This is a genomic window from Nocardia sp. NPDC004123, assembly GCF_053603795.1.
The window spans coordinates 1-14860 of sequence record NZ_JBSGGG010000026.1; the positions used below are offsets into that span (position 1 = coordinate 1).

16 protein-coding genes and 1 riboswitch are annotated in these 14860 nt (G+C 69.7%); of the genes, 14 read left to right on the forward strand and 2 right to left on the reverse strand.

The genetic code is table 11. The features are described 5' to 3' along the window. The first annotated feature begins 186 nt into the window (after positions 1 to 186). The 6 genes from ACWEQQ_RS32735 to ACWEQQ_RS32760 all read left to right on the forward strand — a co-directional run bounded on the left by ACWEQQ_RS32735 (position 187) and on the right by ACWEQQ_RS32760 (position 4869). Positions 187 to 585 carry a hypothetical protein gene (locus tag ACWEQQ_RS32735; RefSeq protein WP_452350963.1) on the forward strand — a complete coding sequence of 133 codons (399 nt, stop codon included), beginning with the start codon at positions 187 to 189 and terminating at the stop codon, positions 583 to 585. Between the two features lie 56 nt (positions 586 to 641). Further along, on the forward strand, positions 642 to 917 hold the full coding sequence (locus tag ACWEQQ_RS32740) for a hypothetical protein (protein WP_452350964.1): 276 nt from the start codon (positions 642 to 644) through the stop codon (positions 915 to 917). Positions 918 to 1142: 225 nt separating this feature from the next. Next, positions 1143 to 1490: a YrdB family protein gene (locus tag ACWEQQ_RS32745; protein ID WP_452342068.1), complete on the forward strand. Its 348-nt coding sequence runs from the start codon at positions 1143 to 1145 to the stop codon at positions 1488 to 1490. A gap of 285 nt (positions 1491 to 1775) precedes the next feature. Next, on the forward strand, positions 1776 to 3809 hold the full coding sequence (gene fusA, locus ACWEQQ_RS32750) for an elongation factor G (RefSeq protein ID WP_452350965.1): 2034 nt from the start codon (positions 1776 to 1778) through the stop codon (positions 3807 to 3809). Between the two features lie 150 nt (positions 3810 to 3959). Then, on the forward strand, positions 3960 to 4394 hold the full coding sequence (locus tag ACWEQQ_RS32755) for an SRPBCC family protein (RefSeq protein ID WP_452342066.1): 435 nt from the start codon (positions 3960 to 3962) through the stop codon (positions 4392 to 4394). Continuing rightward, positions 4387 to 4869: a MarR family winged helix-turn-helix transcriptional regulator gene (locus tag ACWEQQ_RS32760; protein WP_452342065.1), complete on the forward strand. Its 483-nt coding sequence runs from the start codon at positions 4387 to 4389 to the stop codon at positions 4867 to 4869. Before ACWEQQ_RS32755 ends, ACWEQQ_RS32760 begins: the two co-directional genes overlap by 8 nt. 40 nt (positions 4870 to 4909) lie before the next feature. Here ACWEQQ_RS32760 and ACWEQQ_RS32765 read toward each other — a convergent pair whose 3' ends face one another. Then, positions 4910 to 5758, reverse strand: a complete 849-nt coding sequence (locus ACWEQQ_RS32765) for a GNAT family N-acetyltransferase (RefSeq protein WP_452342064.1) — start codon at positions 5756 to 5758, stop codon at positions 4910 to 4912. A 269-nt stretch (positions 5759 to 6027) separates the two neighbouring features. Between ACWEQQ_RS32765 and ACWEQQ_RS32770 the strand changes: the two genes are divergently transcribed. Continuing rightward, a complete protein-coding gene (locus tag ACWEQQ_RS32770) occupies positions 6028 to 6666 on the forward strand; it encodes an HAD family hydrolase (RefSeq protein WP_452350966.1) in 639 nt (212 codons plus the stop codon). Between the two features lie 52 nt (positions 6667 to 6718). Here ACWEQQ_RS32770 and ACWEQQ_RS32775 read toward each other — a convergent pair whose 3' ends face one another. Beyond that, positions 6719 to 7201, reverse strand: a complete 483-nt coding sequence (locus tag ACWEQQ_RS32775) for an SLOG cluster 4 domain-containing protein (RefSeq protein WP_452350967.1) — start codon at positions 7199 to 7201, stop codon at positions 6719 to 6721. 93 nt (positions 7202 to 7294) lie between these two features. After that, positions 7295 to 7411, forward strand: a riboswitch (SAM riboswitch). Positions 7412 to 7574: 163 nt separating this feature from the next. Between ACWEQQ_RS32775 and ACWEQQ_RS32780 the strand changes: the two genes are divergently transcribed. From ACWEQQ_RS32780 to ACWEQQ_RS32810, 7 genes are read left to right on the forward strand one after another with little or no spacing between them, the layout of a single operon-like run. Beyond that, complete coding sequence (locus ACWEQQ_RS32780; RefSeq protein ID WP_452350968.1) at positions 7575 to 8735, forward strand: ABC transporter substrate-binding protein; 1161 nt, start codon at positions 7575 to 7577, stop codon at positions 8733 to 8735. Next, positions 8736 to 10571 (forward strand): ABC transporter permease, encoded by a 1836-nt coding sequence (locus tag ACWEQQ_RS32785; RefSeq protein WP_452350969.1) that lies wholly within the window; start codon positions 8736 to 8738, stop codon positions 10569 to 10571. Continuing rightward, positions 10552 to 11421 carry an ABC transporter ATP-binding protein gene (locus ACWEQQ_RS32790; RefSeq protein ID WP_452350970.1) on the forward strand — a complete coding sequence of 290 codons (870 nt, stop codon included), beginning with the start codon at positions 10552 to 10554 and terminating at the stop codon, positions 11419 to 11421. Before ACWEQQ_RS32785 ends, ACWEQQ_RS32790 begins: the two co-directional genes overlap by 20 nt. After that, complete coding sequence (locus ACWEQQ_RS32795) at positions 11414 to 12163, forward strand: ABC transporter ATP-binding protein (RefSeq protein WP_452342058.1); 750 nt, start codon at positions 11414 to 11416, stop codon at positions 12161 to 12163. The genes ACWEQQ_RS32790 and ACWEQQ_RS32795 overlap by 8 nt, the downstream gene beginning before the upstream one ends. Beyond that, positions 12160 to 13176: a putative FMN-dependent luciferase-like monooxygenase gene (locus ACWEQQ_RS32800; protein ID WP_452350971.1), complete on the forward strand. Its 1017-nt coding sequence runs from the start codon at positions 12160 to 12162 to the stop codon at positions 13174 to 13176. The genes ACWEQQ_RS32795 and ACWEQQ_RS32800 overlap by 4 nt, the downstream gene beginning before the upstream one ends. Further along, entirely contained in the window at positions 13173 to 13742 is a 570-nt protein-coding gene (locus ACWEQQ_RS32805) for a hypothetical protein (protein ID WP_452350972.1), read from the forward strand. The genes ACWEQQ_RS32800 and ACWEQQ_RS32805 overlap by 4 nt, the downstream gene beginning before the upstream one ends. Continuing rightward, entirely contained in the window at positions 13735 to 14340 is a 606-nt protein-coding gene (locus ACWEQQ_RS32810; protein ID WP_452350973.1) for a peroxidase-related enzyme, read from the forward strand. The genes ACWEQQ_RS32805 and ACWEQQ_RS32810 overlap by 8 nt, the downstream gene beginning before the upstream one ends. Positions 14341 to 14860: the final 520 nt, after the last annotated feature.

Sequence of the window (14860 nt, forward strand, 5' to 3'; positions counted from 1 at the left end):
CCGGAAGCTAAGGCCACCTGCGCCGATGGTACTGCACTCGACAGGGTGTGGGAGAGTAGGACACCGCCGGAACATCCTTCGCGAAGGCCCCCAGCATAAGCTGGGGGCCTTCTGCGTTTTCTGGGTATTTCTCGGCCGGCGCGTAATTCGGTGGGCCGGGGCGTTGAAGGTTGCGAAGATGCCTGGGTGAGTTGGGATCTGGACGAGCTGGTGATCAGCCGTACGTTGCGGCTGCCCGGTGTCGAAGGACCGGAGGGGTCCGGCGAGGTTGTCGTGCGGCAGTTCGATGCCGTGCTGATGTCGGTGGGGTTCAAGCTTTCCGGGGATCTGATCGCGCGGCTGGCGGGGTTGACGCCGGGGGCGGTGCTCGATATCGCGGTGCGGGTGCTGCCGATCGTGCGCCGGATGGCCGGCGCGCATGTCGAGCACAATGTGTACTTCAAGGACTTCCCGGCGAATGTGCCCGACACGGTGGAGTTCTGGACCGACTGCCTGCTGGATGCGCTCGGTGACGAGCGGGCGGCGGCCGCAGTGTCCGAGGGATTGGCGCAGGGGGTGCTGAACCTGCTGGCCTTGCCCAGGTAGCGGGGCGAGTCGCCCTGTCGCTGGTGTTCTTTCGCGCGCCGGGCGGCGAGTGGCGGGTGAGGTGGCTGCATCTGCACCTGGCGGGCGAGCCCGAATTCAATGCGGTGGAGAACAACCAGGTCTCGGCGACCGCGCTGGCGCGGGCGCTGGTGGATCGCCGGTATCTGACGGTGGGTTACCTGGCGGGCCTGCTGGCCGACGACGTGATCCGCTGGGACGGGCAGACTTTCGAGGAGCCGGTCACCTTCATCGGCCTGGAGCGCCCGGAGGGGCTGCCGGAGGGGTCGCGGGTGTTCACTCCCGAAAACCTGGGTGACCTGATCCCGGCATGACTGCTAGCGTGGTGCGTGGCGAGGCCATGGGGGAGCTTCCTTCTAATTCTTTTGGGTAGATAATCCAGCGCCTCCGCTCTCCTCGCCGTCCAAGGGCCCCCGGCACTGTGCCGGGGGCCCTTGGCATTTCCGCCTCCGATCGCAAAGCGAGAGCACTGCTCTTGACTCGGTGCCCGCAGTGGGAGATCATTGGTCCTAATTGAGAGCACCAATCTCGGAGTAGACATGATCACCACCGCCTGGACGGCCGTCAACCTGACCCTCGCCTTCGTGCTGGAACTCGTCGCCGTCGGCGCGCTGGCCTACTGGGGCGTGCGCACCGGTCGCGGCCGGATCGCCAAGGTGGTGCTGGGTGGCGGCGTCGCCCTGGCCGCCATGGTGCTGTGGGGCATGTTCGCCGCACCGCAGGCGAGTTTCTCGATCCCCGCGGCGGCGGTGGCCACCAAGGTCGTGGTGTTCGGCGGTGCCGCCGCCGGGCTGTGGCAGCTGGGACATCGGACGGCCGCGGTCGCCTTCCCGGTCCTGGTCGTCGCGAATCTGGCCGTGATCCATGCCGGGCATCTGGCGATGTAGCGCCGGCCGAGCTCGACTGGACCCCTGGGAAATTCACGCGACACCGAAAACGTTGCACTGTTACGGTCGCACGGCGGAGCGGAAGCTTCCGTCGAACTCGAGAGCAGGAAGGGGCCGATCATGCGCGTTCATCGCGACGTCGTCGTGGCCCGCCCGCGCTTCGAGGTGATCCTGGTGTCTTCGCCGGCTCAGTGCCGGCGGCGCGGCCGGTACTGAGTACCCCCGGGGCGTCTGCCCTGTCCGGGGGAATCGCGCTGTTCTGTTCCGGATCAGCACGAAGGACGTATGACCGTGCGTACCAACATTTCTCGACAATTTTTGGCAGTCGTTCGCAATATCGGAATTCTCGCGCATGTGGATGCCGGGAAGACCACGGTGACCGAGCGGATGCTGTTTCTCACCGGGATCACCCACAAGCGCGGCGAGGTGCACGACGGCACCACCGTCACCGATTTCGATCCGCAGGAACGGGATCGGGGCATCACCATTTTCGCGGCGGCCGTGAGCTGCGAGTGGGCCGGGCACCGGCTCACCGTCATCGACACCCCGGGGCACGTCGACTTCTCCGATGAGGTCGAGCGGTCGCTGCGGGTATTGGACGGCGCGGTGGCGGTTTTCGACGCCGTGGCGGGGGTGGAGCCGCAGAGCGAATCGGTGTGGCGACGCGCCGACCGCTACGGCGTGCCCCGGATCGCCTTCGTCAACAAGATGGATCGCGCCGGGGCCGACCTGACGGCCGCGGTCGCCTCGATTCGCGAACGGCTGCATCCGGTTCCGGTGCTCGTCCAGCTGCCGGTGTACGCCGGCGACGCGTTCGCGGGCGTGGTGGATCTGGTTCGCCTGCGTGCCCTCACGTGGGCGAACGGCCTCGTGGCGGGCCCGGTTCCGGATCACCTCGCGGACGAGGTGGCGCGATGCCGACGTGAACTGGAAGAGGCGGTGGCGGAGCGGAATTCGGCGGCGCTGGAGGAATTCGTCGAACGCTCCGGCCTGTCCGCCGAGACCCTGACCGCCGCGCTGCGGGAGCTCACCCTCTCCGGCGAGGTGGTGCCGGTGCTGTGCGGCGCGGCCTACCGCGATATCGGCATCGAGCCGCTGCTCGACGCCGTGGTCGCGTACCTGCCGTCACCGCTGGACCGGCCCGCGGTCGGGGCCGGTGACGACGTCCGCGCCGCGGATCCGGCGGAACCGTGTGCGGCACTGGCCTTCAAGGTGCATGCCACGCCGACCGGCCGGCTCACCTTCGTGCGCGTCTACTCGGGCGTCCTGCGGAAGGGCGACACCGTGCTGGACGTGGGCGGTGGTCGTCGCGAGCGGGTCGCGCGCATCCTGCGGGTGCAGGCGGACCGGCACGCGGAGGTCGGGGCCGCGGTGGCGGGCGACATCGTCGCGCTGGTCGGCCCGAAGGCCGTGCGGGTCGGCGCGACCCTGTGCGCGCCGGACGCCCCGGTGCTGCTGGAACCGCCGGCTCCCACCGAGCCGGTGGTGTCGGTCGCGGTCGAGGCGCGGACCGGCGCGGACACCGAGAAGCTGGCGGTGGCCCTGGCCCGGCTGGCCGAGGAGGACCCGTCCCTGGCGGTGCGGACCGACCCGGAGACCGGGCAGACCCTGCTGGCCGGACTGGGCGAACTGCACCTCGAGGTCGTGGTGGAGAAGCTGCGCCGTGACCGCGGGCTGAGCGTGACCGTGGGCAGGCCGCAGGTGGCGTACCGGGAGACCGTGGTGCGCGGCGTCCGGGGCCTGACCTACCGGCATGCCAAGCAGGACGGCGGGGCCGGGCAGTGGGCGCACATCGTGCTCGATGTGCAGCCGCTGCGTGAATCCGAGCCCGGGGCAGCGGGATTCGAGTTCGAGTCGACGGTGGTCGGTGGCCGGGTGCCGGCGGAGTTCGTCCGCGCGGTGGCGGCCGGCTGCCGGGACGCCCTTTCGGAGGGTCCGCTCGGAGGTCACCCGGTCACCGGGGTCCGGGTCACGCTCACCGATGGCGCGACGCATTCGAAGGATTCGTCGGAGCTGGCGTTCCGCACCGCGGGCCGCCTGGGGCTGCGGGAAGCCTTGCGCGCCAGCGCCATGGCGGTGCTGGAGCCGCTGGTGGAGCTGACCGTGACCGTGCCGGAGGACCATGTCGGCGCGGTGCTCGGTGACCTCGCCGCCCGGCGCGGCCGGGTGACCGGCTCGGTCACCCGCCCCGGCGTCGTGGTGGTGTCGGCCACCGTACCGCTGGCCGAATTGTTCGGCTACGCAACCCGTTTGCGCAGTCGCACGCAGGGCCGGGGCACGTTCACCACACGCCCGCTCGGTTACGCCCTCGCCCCGTAGGGGGTGACCGGGGCCCGGTGGCGGCGGCATATCGATGCCGTCCGTCACCGGGCCCCGTTGTCGTGTGCGGCCATCGAATCCCCGGCAGGGGTTGATTGTTGTCGCGACTACGGTTACTGTTGTCGCAACAACAGAATTTCCCGAGGGGAGATGGCAGTCATGATGTACTCGTTCACCGAAGAGGCCGTGATCACCGGCGACATCGACAAGATCTGGGCGGTCGCCACCGATGTGGCCCGCTGGTCGGAATGGGACCCGCACGAGGAGAAGTCCCGCATCGACGGCGAGTTCGCGGCCGGGACCACCGGGTGGGTCAAGCCGAAGGGGGCGCCGGCGGGGCCGTTCACCATCGTCGCCGTGGAGCCGGGACAGTCGTGGACCAGTGAGGCGGGTATTCCGTTCGGGAAGCTGCGCGGCCACCGCACCTACCAGGCCCTCGGCGACGGCACCGTGCGGGTGGCCGAGAATGTCGAGGTGCACGGGCTGTTCGGGCCCTTGTTCAAACTCGTCTGGGAGAAGGCCATGCGCGCGGATATGCCGCTGACCTTCGCGGCACTGGAGCAGGAGGCGCTACGGCGTGGCTGAATCATCGGGGCGGGCGCCGGGAACTTCGCGGCAGGCGCGTGGCGTGCCGCGGGGACCGCTCATGAGCCCGGGCTTCTGGTTGCACCACGCCGCGCTGGAGTGGCGGGCGACGCTGGAACGCAATCTGCGCCCGCTCGGCCTCACCCCCACCCAGTTCAACCTGCTGGCCTCGGCGGGCTGGCTGAGCCGGGAGGGCGAGCTGCCGACCCAGCAGCAGGTGGCCGACATGTCCGGTTCGGATCGGATGATGGCGTCCAAGGTGATTCGGGGGCTGGAGGAGCGGGGCCTGCTCCTCCGTCACGCCGATCCGGCCGACGCCCGGGTCCTGCGCATCGAACTGACCTCCGCCGGACGGGAACTGGCGAGCCAGGGCGTGCAGACCGCCGTCGACACCGACGCCCAGCTCTTCGGCGACGACGGCGACCTGCTGCGCGAACACCTGAAACCGATTGCCGCGCACCGGCTGCCGGGCTGATCACGGCACGACCCGGCTGATCAGGGCACGACCGGGCCGATCAGGGCTTGACCAGGATCGCCCGCGTGTAGAGCAGCCCGAAGCCCAGCCGTTGCACATTCTGCTGGGACTTCGAGCCGGGCTGGGTGGTCACCACCGCGATATCGCAGCCCGCTGCCGTCGCCTCGGCGAGGCGCACCGACAGCAGCGACGACTGCACCCCGTGCCGCCGATGCGCGGGATCGGTTGCCGCGCCGGTCAGCTGGGCGACGCCCTGGGACATGCGCATGCTCGCCCCGCCGGCCACCCGCCCGTCACGCCGGGCCAGATACCGCCGTACCCCGGCCGCACCGGTGAGATCCCGCATGGCCCGGGCGATGACATCGGCCGGAAATTCCTCGTGCGACGCCACACCCTGGGTATCGGGATGCGCGAACCCCTCCGCGACCACTTCGAGCCAGCTGTCGAACTCGTCCTCGCCGCTGGGTTTCACGTCGACACCGTCGGCGATCACCGCGGCACGCGCGCCGCCGAGCTCCAGCCCGAGCACGTTCTCGAACGACACCAGCAGATAACCGCGCGCGGTGAGGAGTTCGCCGACACCCGGATCGCCGAGCTGCGAGACCTCGGCCTGTACCGGCGTCTTCCGTGCCGCGAACAACCGCTCGATCTCGTCGAGTTCCGACGGCTCGGGTATCCCCGCGAATCCGAGCCCGGCGACCTTGTTCAGCGGCGACCCGTCCTCGGCAAACGACGCCACCCCGCCCGCCACCGGCAGTACGAACCCCGCATCGACTCCCACCCGGTCCGCGGCCGCCGCACTGCCCTTCGCAATGAGCTCCGCTTCGACCCGCTCGATCCGCGCCGCCAGCTCCGTCCCACAGAAAAGAGTTCCCTGATCACTTGGCATGCGCCCGAGACTAATTCGGGTCGCAACGGACATGCCCGCGATTTTCCGTCCCAGGAGAGCCCGCTGCCCAGGTCGTCACGGAACGGCCTGCCGGATTCCATGAATGCCGCAGCTCGGGCGAGCGCGGGTGGTGCCGGTCTACTCAGCGACCGGGCTGCACCGGTCGGGTCGACGCGGCCGGTGGGTGTCATGCACGGTCCTGAGTGGCTGCGACGGTGGTCGGCTGTGGCCGTGGTCGGGTGGGTGGACGTGGGTCGTAGGGTCTGGGGGTGAGTGTTGATCGTTCGGGTGCAGTCGCCGGTGGGCTGGTGGTCGGGTTCGACCTGGATATGACGCTGATCGATTCGCGGCCGGGGATTGCGGCGGTGTGGGATGCGGTGGCCGCCAGGACCGGGGTGGCGATCGATTCGGAGCTGGTGGTGTCGCGGCTCGGGCCGCCGCTGGCGCACGAGGCGGCGCAGTGGTTCCCGGAGCACGAGGTGCCGGGGATCGTCGCGATGTACCGGGAGTTGTATCCGGATCTGGCGGTGCACGCGGCGGAGCATCTGCCGGGGGTGGTCGACGCGCTGGCGGCGGTGCATCGGGCCGGTGGGCGGGTGCTGGTGATCACGGCGAAGAACGGGCCGCACGCGCAGTTGCATCTCGATCATCTCGGGCTGGCGGTCGACGAATTGGTCGGCGGGGCCTGGGCGGAGGAGAAGGGCGAGGTGCTGCGCGAGCGCGGGGCCTCGATCTATGTGGGGGATCATCTCGGCGATGTGCGGGCGGCCAAGGTGGCCGACGCGGTGTCGGTGGCGGTGACCACCGGGCCCTATGCGGCCGAGGAGCTGTCGGCCGCGGGCGCGGATGTGGTGCTCGGCGATCTGACCGAGTTCCCGCGCTGGCTGGCCGCCCACCTCGCCGCGTAACCGGCCGACTCGCAACCGCTCTCGGCGCACCGGCCGCGCGCGGTGCGGGTGCTCACGGATAGATCGGCGGGGCGAGCGCGAGGGCCACGGCGTGCGAGGGGTCGAGGGCGGGGATCGAGGTGTCGACCGCGTGGCCGTCGGCATCGCGTACCTGCCAGCCGCGCAGTGATACGACCGGGACACCGCGGTGGTTCGCCAATGCCAGCTCGGACAGGGTGCCCCACGAGCCGCCGATGACGATGACCGCGTCGGCCGAGGCCACCAGGATCGTATTGCGGGCCTCACCCATATTCGTATAGATCGCCGCGGACAGGCCCGGGCAGACCGCGTCACGATCCGTGTCGGGACGGATGCCGAGGACGAGTCCGCCTGCGCCGGAAGCGCCCTCGGTGACCGCGGCCATCACGCCCGAACCGCCACCGCACAGCACGGTCGCACCCGCCGCGGCGAGCAGCCGGCCCACCTCGCGGGCGGCCGTGGACTCGGAGTCGGTGCAGGTGCTGGGGCCGCAGACGGCAATTTGTAGGGGTGGCAAGGGCTTTCCTCTCGTCGGTGCGGACGGGTCGTTGGCATCAGGGTGATTCGAATGGTGTCGGCGCGGGGTGGCCGCGGCTACCGTTCTGCCCACGGTCACGAGTATCAGCATGTTCGAGCCCCGGCTCGCTGATCGGCAACCCTCGCGCGGCGGTGGGGTGCCCCGGGTGACGACCAGGCGGCGTCCACGCGGACCCCGCAAGCGCTAGTCGAAGGAGCACAGGTCCATGTCTGGATGCCGCCCGGCCAACGGCTGAGGCCCGGCGCCCGAATTCCATGCGGGCGATTCTCTTTCCCGCACCGTACGCCTTCGGCGGTCGCGGTCGAGTCCCCATGCCCCGGCGCGGTGTCGGTGCACGAGTGCAGAGGTAGCAATGAGCAGGAACTGGTCCGGGTCGCGTGGATTCCGGGTGTTGGTGGGTGTGGCGGCGGCGACCGCGGTGGCGGGGCTGCTGTCGGCGTGCGGGAACGAGTCGTCGGACAGCAAGGCGGACACCGTGTACTTCGGGGTGTCGGGCCCGAAGACGGGCGGGTCGGCCGAGTACGGGCGGCTCTGGCAGCAGGGCTTCGACCTGGCCCTGGACGAGATCAATGCGGCGGGCGGGATCGACGGCAAGAAGGTCGCGCTGAAATGGGAGGATTCGCAGTCGGATCCGAAGCAGACGGTGCCGATCGCCACCAAGTTCGTGGGCGACAAGTCCATCATCGCCGAGCTCGGCGACTTCTCCTCGCCCGCCTCCATCGCGGCCTCGCCGGTGTACAACCGCGGCAAGCTGGTGCAGTACGGGTTCACCAACTCCTCGGTGGATTTCACCAAGGGCGGCGACTACTCCTGGAGCCCCTCCATCACGCTGGACGTGTACATGGAGCGCAATGCCGAGTGGGTGCGGTCCAAGGCGAAGAAGGTCTCCGTCGTCTACCTCGAAACCGACTGGGGCAAGCAGGCTTTCAAATTCTTCGAGCAGTTCGCCAAGGAGAAGGGCATCGAGATCGCCTACTCCTCGGCCATCCTGCCGGATTCGCAGGACTTCCGGCCGGTGCTGATCAAGGGCCGCGACGCCAACCCGGACGCCTTCGTGCACCTCGGCTACGGCCCGGACGGCGCGCTGGTGGTCAAGCAGCTGCGTGATGTCGGGTTCACCGGGCAGCTCTTCGCCGGCCAGAACACCCCGCAGTTCATCGATCTGGCGGGTGCGGCGGCCGAGGGCGACATCGTGAACGGCGTCTTCACACCGTCGGATCCGAGCCCCAAGATCCAGAGCTTCGTCACCAAGTTCCGGGCCAAGTTCAATACGGACCCCGGCGATTTCAACGTCTACGCCTACGACGCGCTGAACGTGCTGGTGAAGGCCGCCAAGACCGGCGGCGCCACTCGCGAGGGCGTGCTGAAGGGCCTGCGCGAGATCAAGGACTTCGACGGAATCGGGCTGGGCACCTTCGCCTTCGATCAGCAGACGCGACGGCCCACCGGCGTGAAGCCGATCGAGCTGGAACTGCGCAGCGGCAAATTCGTGCCGGTCGGAAGCGCCAAATAGATGTTCGACACGCTCATCGCGGGTCTGGTGCACGGCAATGCGTACGCGCTCATCGCCGTGGGCATCACCCTCATCTTCGGGGTCAGCAATGTCATCAACTTCGCGCACGGCTCGATCTTCGCGTTCGGTTCGGTGCTGGGCTGGTGGCTGATCGCCCAGCACGGCGTGCCCTGGTGGGCCGCGCTGATCGTGGTGGTGGCGGCGACGGCGCTGGTCGGCGTCGCCATCGACATCCTGGCGGTGCGGCCGCTGCGGCGGGCCCCGGCCATTGCCGCCCTGCTGGCGACGGTGGCGGTCGGGCTGATCATCGAGAACGTGGTCGCCCTGGTATTCGGACCCGACACCCGGCCCTTCCCAGATGTTTTGCCCACCAACAACTTCCGGGCCGGCGGCGTGCGGTTCGGCACCTCCGACGTGGTCATGTTCGCCCTCACTCTCACGGTGATGGCGGGACTGTGGGCGTTCCTGCGCTACAGCCGCCACGGCCTGGCCATTCGCGCCACCGCGCAGGACCCGGACGCCGCCGCGCAGATGGGCATCGGTGTGGGCCGGGTGCAGTCGCTGGCCTTCGCCATCGCCTCCGGACTGGGCGGGCTGGCGGGCATCTTCGTCGGCCTCTACAACTCGAACATCTCGCCGACCAGCGGTGGCATCGTCGGCATGACCGGCTTCGTGGCCGCCACCATCGGCGGGCTGGGGTCGATTCCGGGCGCGGTCATCGGCGGCTTCGTGCTCGGGCTGGTGGAGGCGTTCGGCATCTACTGGTTCGGTGACGGCTACCGGGATCTGATCACCTTCGGCCTGCTGGTGATCTTCCTGGTGCTGCGGCCCGGCGGCCTGCTCGCCCGGCCGCCCGCCATCGAATCCGAGCCCATGACCGGCACCTTCCTCGGGTCGGGACGGGAATTGCGGGTGCGCTGGTGGCATGCCCTGATCGCGTTCGCCGTTGCGGGCGTGGCGATTCCGCTGATCGCGGACGACTACGGCATCTCGGTGGGCACCCAGATCCTGGCCTACGCCATCATCGCGGTCTCCATGACGCTGGTGGCCGGGTCGGCGGGACAGCTGGCCATCGGGCAGGCGGGTCCCATCGCCATCGGCGCGTACACCTCGGCGGTGCTGACGGTGTCGCACGGCTGGACCTTCTTGCCCGCCATCGTGGCCGCGGGCCTCGTCGCGGCCGTGGCCTCCTCGGTGCTGGCCGCGCCGCTGTGGCGGCTGGGCGGGCACTATGTGGCCATCGCGACGCTGGGCATCGGCATCGTGACGGTGGCGATTATCCGCAACTGGGAGCCGGTGACGCGCGGCAGCTACGGCATCTTCGGGATTCCCGCGCCCAGTCTGTTCGGGTACGAATTCACCACGCACACCCAGATTTTCCGGCTGGAGCTGGTGGTGCTGGCGATCGTGCTGGCGGTCATCGTCGGCGTGCAGCGGTCCCGGCTGGGGATCGCCATCCGGGCCATCGGGGCCGACGAGGTGGCCGCCCGCTCGGCGGGAGTGCCGGTGCGCGACTACAAGGCGCTGGCCTTCGCGGTGGCGGCGTTCTTCTCCGGCATCGGCGGCGCGCTGCTGGCCCATCAGTACTCCTACATCGACCCGACGGTCTTCAACCTGCCGATGTCGCTGCTGGTGGTGACCATCCTGGTGCTGGGCGGCACCGCCTCGCCCTACGGCGCGGTGCTGGGCGCGGTGGTGCTGATCGGGGTGCCGGAGCTGCTGCGGCTGGCGCCGTCGTGGCGAATCGTGTTGTACGGCTTGGTCCTGCTGCTGGTGGTGCGGTTCCGGCCCCAGGGAATTCTGGTGAGGAGGAATCGTGTCCCGGTCAACGCCTGACGTGCTCACGGTCACCGGTCTGCGACGCTCCTTCGGCGGTGTGCGAGCCGTGGACGGGGTCGAATTCTCCATCGCGCCGGGTGAATTCGTCTCGATCATCGGGCCCAACGGGTCCGGGAAGTCGACGACGGTCAATCTGATCTCCGGCGTGCTGAAGCCGGATGCCGGGGTAGTCCTGGTGCACGGCACCAGGATTCGCCCCGGTCGCCCGGAGGCGGCCGCCGCGGCGGGCATCGCCCGGACCTTCCAGAACGGCCGCGTGTTCGGCAACATGACCGTCCGCGAGAACGTCGATGTCGGCCTGCAGCCCACGCTGCGCGCCGCGCGGCCACTGCGTGCGCTGGCGAATGTGCCGGTGCTGAAATGGATTTCACTGCTCGCCGAGCTGGGGGTGGCGCTGGCGCCGACACCCGCGGCGCGCGCCGAGCGGTGGGCCTCGGCCGCTCGGATCGACGCGCAACTCGCACGGTTCGAGGAACGCCTGGCGCCGCGCGCCGACCATCCGACCTACACGCTGTCCTACGCCAATCGCCGCCGCACCGAGATCGCGCGGGCACTCGCCGCGGAGCCCGGCCTGCTGCTCCTCGACGAGCCCGCCGCGGGCATGAACCAGACCGAGACCGCCGAAATCGGCGGGCAGCTGGCCGCATTGAAGGCCCAGGGCCAGACGGTGCTGCTGGTCGAGCACAAGATGGACCTGGTCCACGACCTGTCCGACCGGGTGCTCGTGCTCGACGAGGGGCGCATCATCGCCCAGGGCACGCCCGCCGAGGTGCTGGCGGATCCGCGCGTCATCGAGGCCTACCTCGGGCGCAGCCGGGCCGGTGGGAAGGTCGGCGCGGATGTCTGAATTCGACGAGAACGCCACGCCGATCCTCGAATTCGACCGGGTGGTGGTGCACTACGGCCCGTCCCGGGCGCTCGACGAGGTCTCCCTGCGGGTGCGGCCCGGCGAGATCGTCTCACTGCTGGGCGGCAATGCCTCGGGCAAGTCGACCACCATGAAAACCGCGCTCGGCCTGCTGAAACCATCCTCGGGCGGGGTGCGCATCGACGGCACGGACGTGAGCGCGACGCCCCCGTCGGCGCGGATCCGGGCCGGGCTGGCCTCGGTCCCGGAGGCCCGGCGCGTCTTCCCGGCCATGACCGTCGAGGAGAACCTCTTCGTCGGCGGCTACATCCGCAAGGAGCGCCGCGCGGTGCTGGCCGCGCGCGCCGCCGAGCTGTTCGACCACTTCCCGCGCCTGGCCGAGCGGCGCGCCCAGCGGGCGGGCACGCTCTCCGGCGGCGAGCAGCAGATGCTGGCCTTCGCCCGCGCGCTCATGAGCAAACCGCGTCTCATCTGCATGGATGAGCCCACCATGGGATTGTCGCCACTGTTCGTCGATCGGGTGCTGGAGGAGATCGCCCGGCTCAATCGGGAGCTGGGCCTGGCCATCCTGATCGTCGAGCAGCAGGCGGAGCTGGCCCTGAGCATCGCGCACACCGCCAATGTGCTGCGCAGCGGGCGGATCGTGCTGCACGGCCCGGCCGCGGAACTCGTCGGCGATCCGGCGGTGCGCGACGCCTACCTCGGAAAGGTGACCACATGACCCCGCAACGGCTCGGCTTCTTCACCCGCCTGGTCCGCACCGATCCGGCGGAGGACGCGAGCACGGTGTACCGGCAGGCGCTCGAGCAGATCGGGCTGGCCGAACGGCTCGGCTACGACACCGCCTGGGTGGCGCAGCATCACCTGGATCCGGCCGAGGGCGGGCTGCCGTCCCCGTTCGTGTTCCTCGCCCACGCGGCCGCCCGCTTCCCGCGCATCCGCTTCGGGACCGCGATCGTGACGCTGGCCCTGGAGGATCCGATCCGGGTCGCCGAGGACGCGGCGGTGCTGGACCAGCTGTCGGGCGGGCGGCTCGAGCTCGGGTTCGGCGCGGGCGGGTCGCGGCACGCCTTCGAACTGTTCGACCTGGCCGGCGCGGATCGGCAGTCGGTGTACGCGGACAAGCTCGCGCGGGTGACCGCGGCCCTGGACGGTACGCCGCTGGTCGGCGACCGCGGGCTGAACCCGCCGGCCGCCGGGCTGCGTGACCGCCTGTGGCAGGCCACCTTCTCGGCCGGGGGCGCGGGCCGGGCCGGGCGGGCCGGTGACGGACTGCTGCTGTCGAAGGCCCAGCCGCGTGATCCGGCCGCGCCGGACGCCACCCTCTGGGAGATCCAGCAGCCGCTGGTCGACGCCTACCTCGACGCGCTGCCCGCGGGCGCCGAACCGCGAATCGGCGCGTCCCGGGGCGTTTTCGTGGCCGACGACCACGACGAAGCGGTGGCCCTCGCCGAGCGCGGGGCGGCCCGGTTCCTGGATCAGCTCGGCCGCAACGGCGGACCCGAAGTGGCGGAAGCCGTCGACGAGGTCTTGCGCGACATCTACATCGGCACCCCGGACGAGGTGGTGGCGCGGCTGTCGGAGGACGCGGCGCTGCGGCACGCCACCGACTTCATCGTGCAGGCGCACCCGGTCGACCCGGGCCACGCCGCCACCCTGCGCTCCATCGAACTCATCGCCACCAAGGTCGCGCCGCACCTGGGTTGGCGACCCGACGAAAGGACCAACCGGTGACCGAGGCATCCACCGCCTACGACGACACGCCACCTGCGGCAACGGAAGTGGCCGGAAAATCTGCTTCCGACATCGCCGACACCGCCGACCCGGCCGTGCACGGCGGCGCAGGGGGCCGCCGCGCCGATGTCATCGATGCCGTGCTGGGTGCGCGAGCCGAATCGGTGCGCGCGGTGCGCGCGACACGCCCGGAGGTTATCGAACATTCGCAGGGTGTATTCGAGGCGCTGCTCGACGGCCCGGCCACCGCGAGCGTCGGACGGGAGCGGCTGATCGCGGCGGCGGTCGCCGTCGCCGAGCTGGCCGGCGCGCCGGAGCTGGCGGCGTACTACGCGGCGCTGGGAACCACTCCGGCGGAGGGCGATCCGGTGCTGGCGGCCATGCTGCGGCACGCCGCCCGGGTGACCTCCGCGCCGGCGTCCCTCGCCCGCGCGGACATCGACGCGCTGGCCGCGGCCGGCCTGTCCGAGCGCGACATCGTGACGGTGGCGCAGCTCATCGGGTTCGTGCACTTCCAGGTCCGGCTGCTGGCCGGGCTGCGACTGATCGGAGCGGATGATGAGTGAGCCCGGGCGTGAGGTGCGCAGTGTCGAAACATCCCGGCGGCCAAATGGATTCACCCAAGAGCGGCTGGACTGGGTGCCGTGGGTGGAACCCATCGTGCTGGCTGATGCCGATGAGTTGCAGCGTCCCCTGCTCGAGGGCGATCGCGGTGTCGGCCCCTATTTCCGGCTACTCGCGCGCAATGCCGAGGTGCTGGCGCACCGCAGCGCGAATGATCGAGCGATCTTCTACGGTCGAGGGGGATTGACCCGGGCCGAGCGCGAACTCGCGGCGACCGTTACCTCCCGGCACAACGGGTGTGAGTACTGCGCATCCGTTCATTCACGTTTCACTTCTGCGCTGTCCAAGCGTGTCGCGGATGTGCAGCGGTTGCTGGACGAGGGCAACGAAGTGCGGATCGACGAAAGGTGGGACGCCGTCATCGATTTCGTGGACGCGCTGGCCGCCAATCCGCCGCGCGCGTCCGCCGATCATCTGAAGCGGCTGCGAGAGCTGGGTTTCGACGCCGCCGAGCTGCACGATCTGGTGCTGTCCGCCGCCTCGTTCTCCTGGGCCAACCGGCTCATGCTCACCCTGGGCGAGCCGGAGGTCCCGGCCTAATCTAGGGCTCTCTCAAAAAAGTTCTAGAAAGTTCATCGGAAATCTTCCCTGCGTGGGTACCGGATCGGTATCGTGCCGAGGGCAAACGGTCAGTGAAAGCACTGGCACCCCGGCGGATCGGAGCACCACCATGGCGAACTTCCTTTCGGATGTTCTCGTTCAGACCATTCTCAAGTTGCTGGCAACCGGCTCCTCGAGCGTTTCCGCCAAGTAGCCACGCGAGCGCCATCTTTCGGCTACTGCGCGGAAGCCGGGGTGATGTGGAAGGACCCGATCTCCGACGGGGGGATCGGGTCCTTTTTTATGTCCGTGTCGACGGGTTTCGCGCCTGGTGTCAGTGGGTAAGGCGCTGGGTACTCCGCTCGCATCGAGTGCTCCCGCCCTGGTCCGGCCGGGCATCGCGAGGGTCCGACAAATTAATACTAAAAAGATCCTAGAAAAGTATTCCGTCCAGTACGGCTGCTCTGTATCGTGTTGAACGGCAAACGATCAGTGACTTTCGGGTCAATGCGACATCGGG